Source organism: Rhodoferax sp. U2-2l (assembly GCF_020594515.1).
Taxonomy (GTDB): Bacteria; Pseudomonadota; Gammaproteobacteria; order Burkholderiales; family Burkholderiaceae_C; genus Rhodoferax.
Genome location: NZ_JAJCTH010000015.1, coordinates 57,208 through 73,304, shown reverse-complemented (window position 1 = coordinate 73,304; position 16,097 = coordinate 57,208). Strand labels below are relative to the sequence as shown.

At 62.4% G+C, this 16,097-nt stretch carries 17 protein-coding genes; 11 read left to right on the top strand and 6 right to left on the bottom strand.

Features of this window, described 5'->3' with window-relative positions:
* Nucleotides 1–28 precede the first annotated feature (28 nt).
* From hscA to LHU53_RS14100, 5 genes are all read right to left on the bottom strand, one after another.
* The gene (hscA, locus tag LHU53_RS14120; RefSeq protein ID WP_227333303.1) at nucleotides 29–1,903 is read right to left on the bottom strand and encodes a Fe-S protein assembly chaperone HscA; all 1,875 of its coding nucleotides are present in this window, start codon (nucleotides 1,901–1,903) and stop codon (nucleotides 29–31) included.
* Between the two features lie 153 nt (nucleotides 1,904–2,056).
* Complete coding sequence (gene iscA, locus LHU53_RS14115) at nucleotides 2,057–2,380, bottom strand: iron-sulfur cluster assembly protein IscA (RefSeq protein ID WP_078365356.1); 324 nt, start codon at nucleotides 2,378–2,380, stop codon at nucleotides 2,057–2,059.
* A gap of 10 nt (nucleotides 2,381–2,390) precedes the next feature.
* Entirely contained in the window at nucleotides 2,391–2,768 is a 378-nt protein-coding gene (gene erpA, locus LHU53_RS14110; RefSeq protein WP_227333302.1) for an iron-sulfur cluster insertion protein ErpA, read from the bottom strand.
* Between the two features lie 39 nt (nucleotides 2,769–2,807).
* Complete coding sequence (gene iscU, locus LHU53_RS14105) at nucleotides 2,808–3,242, bottom strand: Fe-S cluster assembly scaffold IscU (RefSeq protein ID WP_180125058.1); 435 nt, start codon at nucleotides 3,240–3,242, stop codon at nucleotides 2,808–2,810.
* 37 nt (nucleotides 3,243–3,279) lie between these two features.
* A complete protein-coding gene (locus tag LHU53_RS14100; protein ID WP_227333301.1) occupies nucleotides 3,280–4,524 on the bottom strand; it encodes an IscS subfamily cysteine desulfurase in 1,245 nt (414 codons plus the stop codon).
* A gap of 267 nt (nucleotides 4,525–4,791) precedes the next feature.
* Here LHU53_RS14100 and nifA point away from each other — a divergent pair, with 267 nt between their 5' ends.
* The 3 genes from nifA (at nucleotide 4,792) to LHU53_RS14085 (ending at nucleotide 8,728) form a co-directional block, all read left to right on the top strand.
* Entirely contained in the window at nucleotides 4,792–6,477 is a 1,686-nt protein-coding gene (gene nifA / locus LHU53_RS14095) for a nif-specific transcriptional activator NifA (protein WP_227333300.1), read from the top strand.
* A 305-nt stretch (nucleotides 6,478–6,782) separates the two neighbouring features.
* A complete protein-coding gene (locus LHU53_RS14090; protein WP_227333299.1) occupies nucleotides 6,783–8,054 on the top strand; it encodes an ATP/GTP-binding protein in 1,272 nt (423 codons plus the stop codon).
* Nucleotides 8,054–8,728, top strand: coding sequence for an RloB family protein (locus LHU53_RS14085; protein WP_227333298.1), 675 nt, complete (start codon nucleotides 8,054–8,056; stop codon nucleotides 8,726–8,728). Before LHU53_RS14090 ends, LHU53_RS14085 begins: the two co-directional genes overlap by 1 nt.
* A gap of 424 nt (nucleotides 8,729–9,152) precedes the next feature.
* Here LHU53_RS14085 and LHU53_RS14080 read toward each other — a convergent pair whose 3' ends face one another.
* On the bottom strand, nucleotides 9,153–9,983 hold the full coding sequence (locus LHU53_RS14080; protein WP_227333297.1) for a hypothetical protein: 831 nt from the start codon (nucleotides 9,981–9,983) through the stop codon (nucleotides 9,153–9,155).
* Nucleotides 9,984–10,254: 271 nt separating this feature from the next.
* On the opposite strand from LHU53_RS14080, the gene LHU53_RS14075 reads away from it, so the two are divergent.
* The 8 genes from LHU53_RS14075 to LHU53_RS14040 all read left to right on the top strand — a co-directional run bounded on the left by LHU53_RS14075 (nucleotide 10,255) and on the right by LHU53_RS14040 (nucleotide 16,078).
* A complete protein-coding gene (locus LHU53_RS14075) occupies nucleotides 10,255–11,844 on the top strand; it encodes a diguanylate cyclase (protein WP_227333296.1) in 1,590 nt (529 codons plus the stop codon).
* Nucleotides 11,845–12,130: 286 nt separating this feature from the next.
* The gene (nifB, locus tag LHU53_RS14070) at nucleotides 12,131–13,669 is read left to right on the top strand and encodes a nitrogenase cofactor biosynthesis protein NifB (protein WP_370632311.1); all 1,539 of its coding nucleotides are present in this window, start codon (nucleotides 12,131–12,133) and stop codon (nucleotides 13,667–13,669) included.
* A gap of 37 nt (nucleotides 13,670–13,706) precedes the next feature.
* Nucleotides 13,707–13,901 carry a 4Fe-4S dicluster domain-containing protein gene (locus LHU53_RS14065; protein ID WP_078365364.1) on the top strand — a complete coding sequence of 65 codons (195 nt, stop codon included), beginning with the start codon at nucleotides 13,707–13,709 and terminating at the stop codon, nucleotides 13,899–13,901.
* 27 nt (nucleotides 13,902–13,928) lie between these two features.
* Nucleotides 13,929–14,333, top strand: coding sequence for an iron-sulfur cluster assembly accessory protein (locus LHU53_RS14060; RefSeq protein WP_227333294.1), 405 nt, complete (start codon nucleotides 13,929–13,931; stop codon nucleotides 14,331–14,333).
* 16 nt (nucleotides 14,334–14,349) lie between these two features.
* A complete protein-coding gene (locus tag LHU53_RS14055; RefSeq protein ID WP_227333293.1) occupies nucleotides 14,350–14,934 on the top strand; it encodes a hypothetical protein in 585 nt (194 codons plus the stop codon).
* Nucleotides 14,935–15,051: 117 nt separating this feature from the next.
* On the top strand, nucleotides 15,052–15,417 hold the full coding sequence (locus LHU53_RS14050) for a nitrogen fixation protein NifZ (protein WP_227333292.1): 366 nt from the start codon (nucleotides 15,052–15,054) through the stop codon (nucleotides 15,415–15,417).
* Between the two features lie 8 nt (nucleotides 15,418–15,425).
* Nucleotides 15,426–15,731 carry a nitrogen fixation protein NifZ gene (locus LHU53_RS14045; RefSeq protein ID WP_227333291.1) on the top strand — a complete coding sequence of 102 codons (306 nt, stop codon included), beginning with the start codon at nucleotides 15,426–15,428 and terminating at the stop codon, nucleotides 15,729–15,731.
* Nucleotides 15,728–16,078 carry a hypothetical protein gene (locus LHU53_RS14040; RefSeq protein WP_227333290.1) on the top strand — a complete coding sequence of 117 codons (351 nt, stop codon included), beginning with the start codon at nucleotides 15,728–15,730 and terminating at the stop codon, nucleotides 16,076–16,078. The genes LHU53_RS14045 and LHU53_RS14040 overlap by 4 nt, the downstream gene beginning before the upstream one ends.
* Nucleotides 16,079–16,097 lie beyond the last annotated feature (19 nt).

The window sequence follows — 16,097 nt, the reverse complement described above, 5'->3', positions numbered from 1 at the left end:
GTGGGTGACTCTGGCGGGCAGACGGGGTTCAGGCCAGGCTGTCCATGCTCTGTCCGGCCAGCGCCTGACTGATCGAGGCATTCATGCGCCGGGCGGCAAATTCATCGGTGGCAGAACTCAGCGCACTGGTGGCACGGCGCAGGTCAGCCAGCGGCGCCTCGGTTTCCAGCATCTCGCCCACCCGGTACATGGCCAGATGAATCGCCTGGATTTCCGGTGCCGACACCAGTGCGGCATCCGCGTGCAAGGCGGCCTCGGTGGCATCGAGCAGGCGCCGGGCGTCCACCTGCGCCTCGCGCATAGATCGCAACTGCATGTCTTCCTGGCTGGCGCTGATGGCGTCCTGCAGCATGGCCGAGATCTGGGTGTCGGCCAGGCCGTAGGTGGGTTTGACCTCGATGTGTGCCTCGATGCCGCTGATGCGCTCTCGCGCTGTCACTGACAGCAGCCCGTCGGCATCAATCTGAAAGGTCACGCGGATGTGCACCGAGCCCGCCACCGCAGGCGGAATGCCACGCAACTCAAACCGTGCCAGCGACCGGCAATGTGCCACCGACTCGCGCTCGCCCTGCACCACGTGTAATGACATCGCGGTCTGTCCGTCCTTGAATGTGGTGAACTCCTGCGCGCGGGCCACTGGCAGGGTGGAGTTGCGCGGGATGATCTTCTCCACCAAGCCGCCCATGGTCTCCAGCCCCAGGGAGAGCGGGCACACGTCCAGCAGCAGCCAGTCGTCGCCACTGCCGTTGCCCACCAGCACATTGGCTTGCAGAGCGGCGCCAATCGCCACCACCTGGTCGGGGTCGATGTCGACCAGCGGTTCTCGCCCGAAAAATTCGCTCACCACCGTGCGTACCATCGGCATGCGGGTGGAGCCGCCCACCAGCACCACCCCGGAGATGGTCTCGATGCCGAGCTTGGCGTCGCGCAGGGCACGCCGGGTGGCGGCCATGGTGCGCTTGATCAGCGGTTCGCCGAGTTCGGCAAACTGGGCACGCGACAGGATCGCCTGTTGGGTGCTGCCATCGGCGTTGGTCAGCGCCAACGCGGCAGATTCGTGGTTTGACAAGGTTTCTTTGGCTTGGCGCGAGGCGGCTAGCAGGCCTCGCTGGGCGCCGGGTGGCAAGGCGGCCAAGCCAGCGATGCCGTGCTGGGTGCAAAACCACTCGGCAATCTCGTGGTCAAAGTCGTCACCCCCCAGCGCAGAGTCACCGCCGGTAGCCAGCACCTCAAACACACCTTTGCTCAGGTGCAGGATAGAGATGTCGAAGGTGCCACCACCCAAGTCGTAGATCGCAAAGGTGCCTTCGGCCGCTTTGTCCAGCCCGTAGGCAATGGCCGCCGCCGTGGGTTCGTTGAGCAGGCGCAGCACGTTGAGTCCAGCCAGCTTGGCCGCGTCCTTGGTGCCCTGGCGTTGTGCGTCGTCAAAGTAAGCTGGCACGGTGATCACCACCCCGGCCAGCGGTCCGCCCAAGGACACTTCGGCGCGTTCACGCAAGGCAGTCAAGATCTCGGCCGACACCTGCACCGGCGAGCGTTCCCCGCTCACGGTGTGGATTCCAACCATGCCTGGCCCGTCGGTAAAACGGTAAGGCAGGCCAGCGGCTTGGGTCACGTCGGCCAGGCTGCGGCCCATAAAGCGCTTGACCGACACAATCGTGTTCTCGGGGTCGTCGGCTTGGGCGTCCTGCGCTTCACGACCGACCACAATGCCATTGCCCGGCAGGTAACGCACCACCGAGGGCAGCAGCAGCGCCCCGTCTTCGTCGGGCAGCGCCCGCGCCTGGGCACTTTGCACCGTGGCAATCAACGAGTTGGTGGTGCCCAGATCAATGCCCGCCGCCAGCCGGTGCTGGTGCGGCGCGGCGCTTTGACCGGGTTCGGCAATTTGCAACAAAGCCATAAAAGTGTTCTCAGATCGTGCTAACTGCGGCGACCGTTGTTAGCAGCAGGCCAAAGCCAGAAACACCGCGGGACTGGCTTTGCCAGACCGCCGGTGTTGCCCCCTTGAGGGGGGTGGCGGCTACACGCAGTGAGCAAGCAACGGGGGGGAACTTCATACAGTAAAACTCTCACCACAACCGCAATTGGCCTTGGCGTTGGGGTTGTTGAACTTGAAGCCTTCGTTGAGGCCTTCGCGCACAAAGTCGAGTTCGGTGCCGTCCAGCATGCTCAGGCTGCGTGGGTCCACAATGACCTTCACACCGTGCTGCTCAAAACAGGCGTCTTCGGGGTTGGTGGCGTCGACAAACTCCAGCCCGTAGGCAAAGCCGTTGCAGCCACTGGTTTTGACGGCCAGGCGCAGGCCCAAACCACTGCCTCGCTTGGATAGCGACTTCTGCACATGCCTGGCTGCTGCGGGGGTGAGGGACACACTCATGGCAAACCTCTCAGACCGAAAACGAACTGCCACAGCCACAGGTGGTCTGGGCGTTCGGGTTGTGGATGATGAAACGTGAGCCTTCCAGGCCTTCCTCAAAGTCGACCCGCGCACCCATCACATACTGCAGGCTCATCGCGTCCACCACCAGCGTGACGCCTTCGGTGACGGTGAGGGTGTCGTCAGCGGCCACGCTGTCGTCAAAAGCAAACCCGTAGGAAAAGCCCGAGCAGCCGCCGCCGGTGACGTACAGGCGTAGCTTGAGATCGGGGTTGCCCTCTTCCAGAACCAGCTCTGCCACCTTGGCCGCCGCAGCGGGCGTGAATTCGAGCAGGCTGGGCATGTCGCCCACAGACACGGGGCTTTCAGTTAGTAAGGCCGCTTGCATGGTGAGTCCTTTGCTACAAAAGTTAAAGTGGGCAAGGGGTCAGCGGGTGCTCGATGCACACGCAATCTGCTCTGACACCAGGGTGGCTGCACCCGCCGGATGCCGTGCGCGAAAGTCCGCCACCGCCGCCTTGATCGCGTCTTCGGCCAGGATCGAGCAGTGGATCTTGACGGGGGGGAGCGCCAGCTCTTCGGAGATGTCCGAGTTCTTGATGGCCAGTGCCTCGTCCAGCGTGCGACCACGCACCCACTCGGTCACCAGCGAGCTCGACGCAATCGCCGAGCCGCAACCGTAGGTCTTGAACTTGGCGTCTTCGATCACGCCTTGGGCGTTGACGCGGATCTGCAGGCGCATCACATCACCACAGGCGGGCGCACCCACCATGCCGGTGCCCACGTTCTCGTCGTCCGCAGCAAACGAGCCGACGTTGCGCGGGTTTTCGTAGTGGTCCACCACCTTGTCGCTGTAGGCCATGTGTGTTCTCCGGTTGTCAGTTGAAGGGGGTGTTCATTTAATGCGCAGACCACTGGATGCTGCTCAGGTCGACCCCGGCTTGCACCATGTCCCACAGCGGGCTCATGGCGCGCAGCCGGGTCACCACCTGGGTCACCTGCTCAATGGCGTAGTCGATGTCCTGCTCGGTGGTGAAACGGCCAATCGAAAACCGCACCGAGCTGTGCGCCAGCTCGTCGCTGCGCCCCATGGCGCGCAACACATAACTGGGCTCCAGACTGGCCGAGGTGCAGGCCGAACCGGATGACACCGCCACACCTTTGATGCCCATCAGCAGGGATTCACCCTCAACATAGTTGAAGCTGACATTGAGGTACTGCACCGCGCGCTGGGTCTCGTCGCCGTTGAGCACCACCGCGTCCAGTTTCTGGAACCCGGCCCACAGGCGGTCGCGCAGGGATTGGATGCGGGCGTTGTCAGCGTCCATGGTGTCGCGCGCCAGCCAAAAGGCCTCACCCATGCCCACAATCTGGTGGGTGGGCAGGGTGCCGCTGCGCATGCCGCGCTCATGGCCGCCACCGTGCATTTGCGCCTCCAGTCGCACGCGCGGTTTGCGCCGCACATACAAAGCACCAATGCCTTTGGGGCCATAAATTTTGTGCGCTGACAAAGACATCAAATCGATGGGCAACTGCGCCAGATCGATGGCCACTTTACCCGCCGCCTGCGCGGCATCCACATGGAACAGCACCCCTTTGGCGCGGCAAATGGCACCTAAAGCGGACACATCCTGGATCACACCGGTCTCGTTATTGACATACATCACGGAAGCCAGCACCGTATCGGGGCGCAGCGCCGCTTCGAACACCGCATGGTCCAGCAGGCCGCTGGGCAACACCGGCAGCACCGTCACCTCAAAACCTTCGCGCTCCAGCTCGCGCATGCTGTCCAGCACCGCCTTGTGTTCGGTAGCCACGGTCACCAGGTGTTTGCCTTTGCTCTTGTAGAAATGCGCCGCGCCTTTGATGGCCAGATTGTTCGATTCGGTGGCGCCCGAGGTCCAGGCGATTTCGCGCGGGTCGGCATGGATCAGCGCACACACCTGTTCGCGCGCCAGCTCCACCGCCTCGTCGGCGGCCCAGCCATAGGCGTGGGAACGGCTGGCCGGGTTGCCATAAATTTCCGTCAGGTAGGGCACCATCTTGGCCGCCACACGCCGGTCCACCGGGGTGGTGGCGGCGTAGTCCAGGTACACCGGCTGGGCAGGTCGTGCTGTGGACTGGGCTTGGCGTGTGTCTGACATGGCGGGCTCCAGGAAAAAGTTTGACCTGGCGCAATCCGCAATTTCAATGCCACGCTGAAACAGGGTTCAACAGGGTTTGTTTGCGGGGGATTTGTTGCGTTTGTCAGATGGCGCGCGTTGGCGGTCGATGGCCGTGTCTTGTTTGTCGGGAACGACTCGACGCAGCGCGTGTGTGAAGCGCGCGACCCTTCAGCTGGTGCAGTTATTGCTTCACTGCTGCAGGGGCGGCTGTATGGGTTCCGCAGACAAATAGACGGAGTTCCAACCATGGTGAATACACAAGCAATTGAATTTCAGCGCGAGCTCAACGCGATTTACGAAGTCAGCAAAACGCTGGCCATGTCGCTGGACGTGGCCAAAACCTTTCGCGAAGCGCTGAACTACCTGTCACACGCTTATGACTGGCGCCGCGCCTTTGTGGTGCTGGGTGAAACAGACGGCGGTTTGCAAGGGCTGTGCGCGGTGGGGCTCACGCAAGAGGAGCAGCAGCGTCTGCGTTACCAGTCTGGCGAAGGCATCGTCGGGCGCGTCTATGCCAATGGCATCCAGGTGATGGTGCCCAACGTGCACACCGAACCCCTGTTTTTGAACCGCACCGGCGGTGGCGACCAGAACCCGGACATGCCCATTGCCATGTTGGTCACCCCCATCAGCGCCGACCGCCGTACGGTGGGTGTGCTGGCGGTGGACTGCCTGAACCCGGACGAGGCGCGCAGCTTTTCCAACGATCTGCGTCTGCTCAAAATGGTGGCCACCCTGATGGGCCAGGCGCTGCTGCTGCAGCGCAGTGTCAGCGCCGCGCACGACTCGCTGCAAGACGAGGTGCGCCGCATGAGCAAGGAGCTCAAGCCGCTGCACCAGATCGACCAGGTGGTGGGCATTTCCAAACCCATGCAACAAGTGTTTGAGCAGGTGCACCAAGTGGCACCGTCGCGCACCACGGTGCTGCTGCGCGGTGAAAGTGGCACCGGCAAGGAGGTGATTGCGCGTGCCCTGCACAACCTGTCGCCGCGCAAGCGTGAGGCGTTTGTGCGCGTCAACTGCGCCGCACTCACCGAGTCGCTGCTGGAGAGTGAGCTGTTCGGCCACGAAAAAGGCTCCTTCACCGGCGCGCAAGGCCAGCGCAAGGGGCGCTTTGAGATGTCACATGGCGGCACCCTGTTTCTGGATGAAATTGGCGACATCTCGGCCTCGTTCCAGGCCAAGCTGCTGCGGGTGTTGCAAGAGCGCGAGTTTGAGCGCGTGGGTGGTACCACCAGTGTCAAGGTCGATGTGCGGCTGATTCTGGCCACCAACCGCAACCTGGAGCGCATGGTGCAGGCCGGTGAGTTCCGCGCTGATCTGTATTACCGCATCAACGTGGTCAGCATCCAGCTGCCGCCGCTGCGCCAGCGCCGCGAAGACATCCCGGCCATGGCCCGGCTGTTTCTGGAACGCTTCAACAAGGAAAACGGCCGCAACACCCAGTTCAGCCCGGCCGCCATGCGGGTGCTCACCAGTTGTTACTGGCCCGGCAATGTGCGTGAGCTGGAAAACTGTGTGGAGCGCACCGCGACCATGGCACATGACAACGTCATCACCAACCTGGCTTTTCCCTGCCAGGGCAACGGCTGCCTGACCCAGGTGTTGCACCACATCGACCGGGTGGACGCGGTCAGCCCGGGTCGCATCAGCGAGATCCCGGTGGTGGAAGGCCCGGTGCCGCCGCGCGCGGCGCCGCCTGCCGTTGAGCCAGAAAGCGCCCCGGCCGAAGACGCGGCCAGCGCCAGCAGCCCGGCCCCCGCCGCCGCACCCGACAACGACGGCAAACCCGAAGGTGAGCGCGAGCGCCTGATCTGGGCCATGGAGCGCTGCGGCTGGGTCCAGGCCAAAGCGGCCCGGCTGCTGAAGATCTCACCGCGCCAGATGGGGTATGCCTTACAGAAAAACGGCATCGAGGTGCGCAAGTTTTGAGGCTCTTGGGTTCGCGTGGTGCCAGGCGGGCGGCGGAGTTACCGTTCTCCGGCCCCCTCGCGGGATACGGTATAGGTTGGGCGCTTGCTGGGGTGTTGCCGCTGAGGGTGGTGCGCCACATGTCTCACCACGCGAATGGGTTCTGTGCCCGGTAACCCCACCACCCGCCTTCAACTGATGTGCACCCACAGTTGGAGTTGGTCAATTCCAGCCTATCGGAAAACACATTCTTATTGAAAATAAATCAACTATTTGCAGTAATGGTTCATAATTCGAATATATTTTATATTTAATGGGTGAATTCAATGCTGACCGAGTTCCGTGTAAAGAACTTCCGCAGCCTGCGCGACGAGCAGGTGCTCAGCCTGGTTGCTTCCGCCGACCAGACCTTGCTGGACACCCATGCCTTGGCTACCGGGCTGAAGGCGGCCCCACACGTGCTCAAAAGTGCGGTGGTGTACGGTGCCAACGCCAGCGGCAAGTCCAACCTCATCAAAGCCCTGCAGTACATGCATGGCGTGGTGCTGGCGTCGGCCGCGCTGCAGCCGGGCCAGACTTTTGACCGACTCCAGCCCTTCAAGCTGGACGCCACATCGGGCAGCCAGCCAACGGAGTTTGAGGTCACCTTCATCCTCGCCGGTGTGCGTTACCAATATGGGTTTGCCATGAATGCGCAACGCATCGTCAGCGAGCATCTCTTGGTCTACAAGACCTTCAAGCCACAACGCTGGTTCGAGCGCCACTTCGATGCTGAAAGCGGCAAGGATGTGTATGCGTTCGGGTCCAGCCTGAAAGGTGCCAAGAACCTGTGGGAGGGGGCCACCCGACCCAATGCCTTGTTCCTGTCGGTGGCTGTGCAGCTCAACAGCGAGGCCTTGCGCCCGGTGTTTGACTGGTTCGCCAACCGGCTGGTGATCATCAATGAGCAGTCGCCCTTATCGCCGCAGTTTTCGGTGCAATTGCTCAAACAGGAAGCGCAGCGCAAAGCCATTTGTGAGTTTCTGCGTGCCGCTGACATCAGCATTGCCGACATTGAAGTGGCCACCAAGCAGGCCATGGTGCATACCATCAACTTCGACCTCGCCACCGGCAAACGCGAGGAGGCAGCCAGCGAGCAGGCCGTGGACGAAGTGAAGTTTCACCACATCACTGAACACGGCAAAGCGGTGTTCGATCTGATGGACGAATCCAGCGGCACCCGCAACCTGCTGTTCCTGACCGGGCCTATTCTGGACATCCTCAACAAGGGCTTGACGCTGGTGGTGGATGAGCTCGATACCAGCCTGCACACGCTGCTGGTGCAGTCTCTGGTGCGCTTGTTCCACAACCCCGAAGCCAACACCGGCGGTGCGCAACTGATCTTTACCACGCACGACACCTCGCTGCTCGATGCTTACGGCCTGTTTCGCCGCGATCAGGTCTGGTTTGTGGAAAAGCGCCCGGATCAAAGCTCATCGCTGTATCCCTTGCTCGACTTCAGCCCGCGCAAGAATGAAGCGCTGGAGCGCGGTTACCTGCAGGGGCGCTACGGGGCACTGCCCTTGCTGCGCAATCAGGCCCTGGGAGTACAACCCTGATGGGGCGTGATAACCAGGCCAAAGACCGCCAGCTGCGCCGCAAGACGGTCAAAGAGGCACGGCGCGCCAGTTACACCCGCATTTTGATCGTCACCGAGGGCAGTAAAACCGAGCCGCTGTATCTGGAAGAGATCCGCGCCGCGCATCAGCTGCACTCCGCCAACGTCGCTGTGCAGCCGGGGCAACTGGGCACTGCGCCGATCCAGGTGGTGCGCTACGCCCAGCAGCTGTTTGAAGAAGGCGATTTGGTCAAAGGCATTCGCCCCAAGAGCTTCGATCGGGTGTATGCCGTGTTTGACCGGGACGAACACGGCAGCTATTTCAACGCTCTGAGTTTGGCGCAATCGCTGGACGGCAAACTGCGCAACGACGACAGGCAAGTGGTCAGCTTTAAGGCCATCACCTCCATTCCCAGCTTCGAGCTGTGGTTGCTGCTGCACTACGAGGATGTTCAGGCACCGATCCACCGCGACGAAGTGATGGCGCGTTTGAAGCACCACATTCCCGGCTACGAGAAGGGCGCAGGCGGTGCATTTGCAACCACCCGCACACGGCTGGAAACTGCGACGCAACGGGCGCAATCACTGGCCGCGAAGTTCAGTGCCTACACCGACCCCGAACCCTTCACCGCCTTGCACGAACTGGTCACGCTGCTGACCACGCTACGCGCCTGAGAAGGTCGATCTGGTCCATGGAGCGCTGCTGCTGGGTTCAGGCCAAAGCCGCCCGGCTGAGTTTGAGAGTTCTAAGAGAAATTGGCCTCTAGCCCTGTTGGAATAAGGGCTAGTAGCTATTGATTACGCAGTATATTGGGCTTTCGGCGCTTGGGTTCGCGTGGCGCCAGGCGGGCGGCGGGGTTACCGTTCTCCGGCCCCCTCGCGGGATGCGGTGTTGGTTGGGCGCTTGTTGGGGTGTTGCCGCTGAGGGTGGTACGCCACCAGTCTCATCACGCGAATGGGTTCTGCGCCCGGCAACCCCACCATCCGCCGTCAACACATCTGGATGCCTTGACGGGGGAGGCAAGTCAGCTTTGGGCTGGAAACGAAAATTGAATGCATGCACACCAGGGTGTGTTTCAAACTTCTTTTTTGGCTGGTCCTAGTCCCGGTCCCGGTCCCGGTCGGCGGCATAGCGCCCTGAGCAGTAGTAGCAGCGGTACTCCACGCAGTGTTCGTCATTCCAGATTTCTAGCGCGCCCGACGTCATATGCGCGCCGCAAATCGAGCAGCAGGCAGGCAAGTCATCCCCATCCTCGTTATTGCAAAACGTGCAGCGATAGCCCGTTCCAGATTTCTCGTTGACCACCATCGTGTGATTACCGCACTCCTCGCAATCCATGCGAACAGGGGCGGCTTCAGGATCCATCGGGTCGACAGGGTTCGCCTGCTCGACATCATCAGCCTTCATGAGGGCATCGTGCAGCTTGAACTGGTAATCATCAGAGAGAACCGAGAAGATTGCTTTGGTCTCCTCCGGTATTCGTTTCTCAACGTCTACCACTCCGTAGTAGTCAAGGAACTCCAGAACAGAGCGAAATAGACGGCCGATGGCGATTCGAGCGGCGGGCACGTCCATCTCGAACTTGTGATGCTCGATTTCGTTCCGCAGCTTCTTCAGCCATTCCAAATCCTTCCTGAAATCTCCCGCAACGGCGTCCTTCTCTTCGTTATTGATGAAGTTGACTGCTTCCCACAGGCCGATGGTCTTCGCAGTCGCCGGGTCGATCTTTGCTGCGAAAGGGTTAGCGTAGATCAGCAGCGGGTGCTTCTCGGTGATGTGGTGCTTGAAGATCAGTTCAATGAAGTGCGCCATGTGGAGCACGCAGAACTTGTAGGCTTTCTGGTCACCTTCGTCCCCCTCTTGGAACTTCTTCAGCGCCTCCTCTAGGCTGTCCATCGCGTTGCCAAGCAAGTCCAGCTTATGGCTCATGTGATCACCCTCCAATCGTTTCCTTTCGATAATAGATGCTAGCCACAGACCTGCGTTTGCTTCCGCTGCATCTTGGCCACCTGCCAGTCACAACTGTTGAACCATCTGCGCTTCCCCGGTTTTCCAAGCCAGAGAGTGATGAAGTGCACAAAAGGCGGATCACCCCCCAGAAAACGAGCTATCCCGGGAGCAAATCGCCCCACCTTCACCAGATTCTTGCAACACGTGATCGACTCCCAATCTCATAGCAACCATACGAGACAATAGGCGCATGACCGTTGACATCCATACCTTGCTTTTGGTGATTGTTCTGATGGGGACCGTGCTGGCCGTGTCGGTGGCTGTGGTGGCGCATCAGGACCAGCGTGATGGCATGCGTTACTGGGCTGCGGGGCTGGCCTTGCACATGGCGTCGTATGTGTTTTTCAGCCAGGTGGACGCCTTGGGCCAGTTTGTGGGTTTGTTCGCCGCTGTGGTGACACGCGCCTGTGCCTGGGCGCTGTTCACCCGGGGTTTGTTCGAGTTCTACCGTCGTTCCGCACCCCGGGGCCTGATCTGGGGCCCGGTGATGGCCGAGGTGGTGATTTTTGTGCTGCTGTATGAGCAGGCCGCCATCCGCTTTGTGGTGGTCAACCTGATTTCGGTGTTTCAGGCGGGGCTGGCCTTGGGGCTGATGTTGCTGGCCCGTCGCCACACCCCCGGGCGCGGCCAGTACTTTCTGATGACCGGGCTGGTGATGGCGACGGTGCTGTTGAGCTTTCGGGTGCTGGATGTGCTTCGCACCGGGTCGGTCGGGGTGCTGGACGCCAGCGGGAACAATCCGGTGCAGGTCATCAGTCTGCTCGGCGTGCTGGTGACCCTGGTGCTGCTGTCGATTGGTTTTGTTCTGATGTCCAAAGACCGGGCCGATGACCAGAACCGCCAGCTGGCCACCCAGGACGAGCTCACCGGGCTGGCCAATCGCCGCCACCTCAACCAAGCGCTGACCCAGGAGTGGGCGCGGTTCAAGCGGTCCAGGCAGCCCTTTGCGGTGGTGATGATCGACATCGATTTCTTCAAACCCTATAACGACCACTATGGCCATCTGGCCGGTGATGAGTGCCTGCGGCACATCGCGCAGGTGATCCAGTCGGGCATGCGCCGGGCCGGTGATCTGGCGGCGCGTTATGGCGGTGAAGAGTTTCTGCTGATTCTGCCCAACACCCATGCCGAGGACGGCCAACGTCTGGCGGATGCCGTGCGGCAATCGGTGGAGCAGTTGAACCTGCCCCATGCCAAGGCGCCTTTGGGGCGGCTGACGGTGAGCATGGGGGTGGCGGCCATGGTGGACGGTGGTTATGTTGACGCCTTGGCTTTGCTCAGTGCCGCGGATGAGGCGCTGTACCTGGCCAAACAGGGCGGGCGCAATCGGGTGCAGTTGGCGCAGAAGGCCACCGTGTCTGCGCAGGTGCCCGGCAGACTGCTGCCCTTGGTCTGGCACCCGCGTTATGAAAGTGGCAACCTGGTCATCGATAGCCACCACCACAGACTCTTCAACGAAGCCAACCGAATTTTGGATGTGATTGTGGCCGGGCGCGGTGTGGCCGAGATGGCACAACATATCGACAACTTTGTGGCCGACATTGCGGAACACTTTCAAGAGGAAGAGGCGTTTCTTCACCAAACCGGTTACCCCGGTGCGGTCGAGCACGCCAGACTGCACCGCGACCTGCTGGACCAGGCCCGCACGCTGTCGGCGCAGTTCAAGGGCGGGCAGCTGTTGGTGGGTGAGTTGTTTGTCTACCTGACCCAGGAAGTGGTGGCGCGCCACATGCTCACCGCAGACCGCGAGTTCATCGTTTTTCTGCATCCCGCGCATTGAGCCAACGGCTGTCTTGAGCAGCTGGCCACCGATGTGGACACGTCCGCGTCCTCCGTCCGACGCTGTGTCAGCTTTGTCGCATCACTGACAAGCCGCCCGCCAAGTCGCTCTGGCCGCACTGGGTCGGGTGTGTCACAACCGACAAAACCCAGCCAAAAACCGGTGTTTTGGCGTGGCATGGAACTCGCTAATCAAGCCCCAAGCGGTCACGGTCGACCGCATGAAGGGTTTCTCCATGCCAACAAGCGCGCTCACCGGTACCCAACCCGGCACGACCTATGTCAGCATGGGTCAGCTCAAACCTCTGAAGATCAGGCTTGAATCGGCCTCAAACGGTGGCGGCTGCGGTACCACCGGGGGTGAGGGCAAGGCCAGTTGTGGCTCGTCCGATGGTCCGCAGGACATGCCGGCCGAGGTCTGGGACAAGGTAAAGAACCACCCCTGTTACTCCGAGGAAGCCCACCACCACTTTGCCCGCATGCATGTGGCGGTGGCGCCGGCCTGCAACATCCAGTGCAATTACTGCAACCGCAAATACGACTGCAGCAACGAGTCGCGCCCGGGTGTGGTGTCACAAAAGCTCACGCCCGAGCAGGCCGTGAAGAAGGTGGTGGCGGTGGCCAGCGCCATCCCGCAGATGACAGTGCTCGGTATTGCCGGTCCTGGTGATGCGTTGGCCAATCCGAGGAAGACCTTCGACACCATGCGCATGCTCACAGCGAGGGCCCCCGACATCAAGCTGTGTCTCTCGACCAACGGGCTGGCCTTGCCCGATCTGGTGGACGAGATCTGCAAACACAACATTGACCACGTGACGATCACCATCAACATGGTGGACCCCGAGATCGGCGCCAAGATCTACCCCTGGATTTTCTGGAACCACAAACGGCTGACCGGCATCGAGGCCGCTACTGTGTTGCACCAGCGCCAGATGCTGGGCCTGGAGATGCTCACCGCACGTGGTGTGCTCACCAAGGTCAACTCGGTGCTGATCCCCGGCATCAATGACCAGCACCTGATGGATGTGAACCGCGAGGTGAAAAAACGCGGTGCCTTCCTGCACAACATCATGCCGCTGATCTCCGAGCCCGAACACGGCACGGTGTTTGGCCTGACCGGCCAGCGTGGCCCCAGCGCCCAGGAGCTCAAAGCCGTGCAGGACGCCTGCATGGGCGGCGCCAACCTGATGCGCCACTGCCGCCAATGCCGTGCCGACGCGGTGGGCCTGCTTGGTGAAGACCGCAGCGACGAATTCACCCTCGACAAGCTCGACGCCATGGAGGTGGACTACGACCTGGAAAAACGCAAGGCCTACCAGGACAAGGTTGAGCAGGAGCGCAGTGCCCAGCAGGCCGCCAAACAGCAGGCCCTGGCGGTGGCCAGTGCGCTGCAGGCCGCGCAGGACCTCAAGGTGCTGGTGGCAGTGGCCACCAAGGGCGGCGGGCGTGTCAACGAGCACTTTGGCCATGTGACCGAGTTCCAGGTCTATGAGGTCTCTGCCGCCAAGGCCCATTTTGTGGGCCACCGGCGGGTGGACCAGTACTGCCAGGGCGGCGCCGGTGACGACGAACAACTGCCCTCGGTGGTGCGCGCCATCAACGACTGCCACGCGGTGCTGGTGGCCAAGATCGGCGCCTGCCCGCGCGACGAACTGATGTTGGCCGGTGTCGAGCCGGTGGACGCTTATGTCGGTGAATTCATCGAAAAAGCCGCGCTCGACTGGTTCAACGACTACCGCGCCCGCGTGGCCAGCGGCGCCGTGTTGCACCAGCACCGTGGTGACGCCGCCATCCGCCAGGGCGCCTACACCGCACTGGCCGCCTGAACCTTTTTTCATTAGCCAACCCGACAGGAGATTAGCCATGACCCACAAGATCAACACCGACATCTGCACCTCGTGCGACGCCTGCGAGCCGGTGTGCCCCAACGCCGCCATCCGCGTCAAGAGCGGCATCTACGCGATTGACCCCAAGAAGTGCAACGACTGCGAAAGCCACTTTGACGACCCGCAGTGTGTGGCCATCTGTCCGGTGGACGACTGCATCACCGAAGTCTGATGCCATTTCTCTGAAAGCACCCCCGCCATGTTGCCCAACCTCACCGTCACCCCTGCTGCAGCGAAATTCATCAACCGTGTTGTGCGCTTCTCTGGCCTGGGCGCAGGCGCAGGCCTGCGGCTGGCGGTCACGCCGGGTGGCTGCTCCGGCTACTCCAGCGACTTCAGCGCCCAGCTGGCGCCCGCTGCCGACGAGCAGCTGTGTGAGGTGGGCGGTGTGCGCCTGTTTCTGGCGGCTGAGAGTCGTTTGTTGCTCAATGGCCTGACCATGGACTTCATCGAGACCGCCACCGAGTCGGGACTGAGCTTCACCGACCCCAACAAGGAGGCCTGCGCCTGCAGCAGCGCGGGCGCCCCTCAGGCGGGTGTGACACACATCAACATCAGCGCGATTGGCCGGGGTCGCCCGGTGGCGCCTGTGCTGCCGTCCTGACGGCGGCCCCCATACCATGCCTGCGGACCGCCTGCAGTTTGCCAATGACCTGGCGGCTTTTGCCGACGGTGTCATTGGTGGCGGCCTGAGCCCGCAGGTCGAGGCACTGATCACCGAGGCGGGGCGTTGCCGCGACAAGCCACAACAGGCCCTGGCCCTGCTGGAGCAGGCGCGTGCCGCCGCACCTCGGCACCCGGCGCCGCTGATTGCGCTGTATCGCTATTATTTTTACAGTCATGATCTGACGCAGGCGAGGGCGACCGGCGACAACGCCCTGGCCATTGCTCGCACTGCCCTGGGGCCGAATTTTGGTGATCAGCCACCAAGCAGTGAGGCCACCCGCAGCGACCCGGCGGTGCGCTTCTATTTGTTCACCCTCAAAGGTCTGGCCTACCTCAACCTGCGCCTGGGCGACATGGACGAGGCCCGGCTGATGCTGGGCGAGTTGCGCCGCCTGGACCCGCAAGACCAGGTGGGCGGCGCGCTGCTGTGGCATGTGCTCAACCGCCATGAACACGGCCTGCCCGAAGGTGCGCCGCTGGACTATCCGGTGCGCGGCTGGGGTGACACATCGCCGGGTCCAGGCCCGAGCCCGGGTTGAGGTTTATGAACGCGGTTGTCGTCCTGCCAGCACCCCGCCGCACACCCGGCGCACGTCGTGTGCGCGCGCTGGCGTTTGCGCGCCTGGCCCGTCCCCTTCATCTGGCAGAGGTGCTTCATGGCTGACATCAACCGCGACGAGGCAGAGATTGAGCTGGCCTACCCGCCACGGTTTGACTATGGCGAGCGGGTGGTGTCGCGCTCGGTGGTGCGCAACGATGGCACCTACCGCGGCTACGACATCGGTGACGTGCTGGTGCACAAGGGGGATGTGGGGTATGTCACCAGCATTGGCACCTTTTTGCAGCAGTACTACATCTACGCGGTGGAGTTTGTCGAGACCGGCCACCGCGTCGGTATGCGCGCCAAGGAACTCTGCACGCTGGACAAGCTGCCCGACGAGGTGCTGGCGCAACTGGGTGACAAGGCCGCCGCCGTGGCCCGCCTTGGCACCGGCCAACCCGCACCGTCCCCCACCGACTGAGGCCCACCATGAACACACCCGCTGCCACACCCGTTTTGCCCGGATTGGAGCCCCGCGCCCCCGCCTACGCCTGGGGCCAACGCGTGATGGCGCTGGACGACCTGATCAACGACGGCAGCCACCCCGAGCGTGCGCCTGACGCGCTGCTGGCCGCGCGCGGCTCGCTGGGTGAGATTGTCAACATCGGCTACGCGAGCGACCTCAACGAACCGGTGTACCTGGTGCAGTTTGTCGACTGTGTGGTGGGCTGCCTGGAAATGGAGCTGGCGCCGGTGCCGCCGGGCCTGCTGCCTGAGACGGCGGGGACGGCATGAGGCCCGCCGACGCAGCCATCGCGGCGCCCGGCGCCCAGGTGCTGGACCTGATCCAGCTTCGCCTGCAACGTGCCCTGCGTGCGCGCCAGCGCTACCGTTACGTCAAACCGGTGGTCCTGGCTGAGGGGGGCAACTTTCGCATTCAAAGCCCCTGCTGCTCACGCCATGTGGACCCGCAGGGCGGCCAGATTGACATCGCCCTGCTGGCGCCGCAGCCCGGCGGCCACTGGCGCCTGTACGCGCGTGACCATGCCAGCGGCACCTGGATCGTGCGCTTTGATCACCAGCCGCTGGACGCCGCGCTGGAACGGCTCTGCACCGACACCGAACGCCAGTTCTGGCCCTGAGCCAGCGTTTGATGCCCCC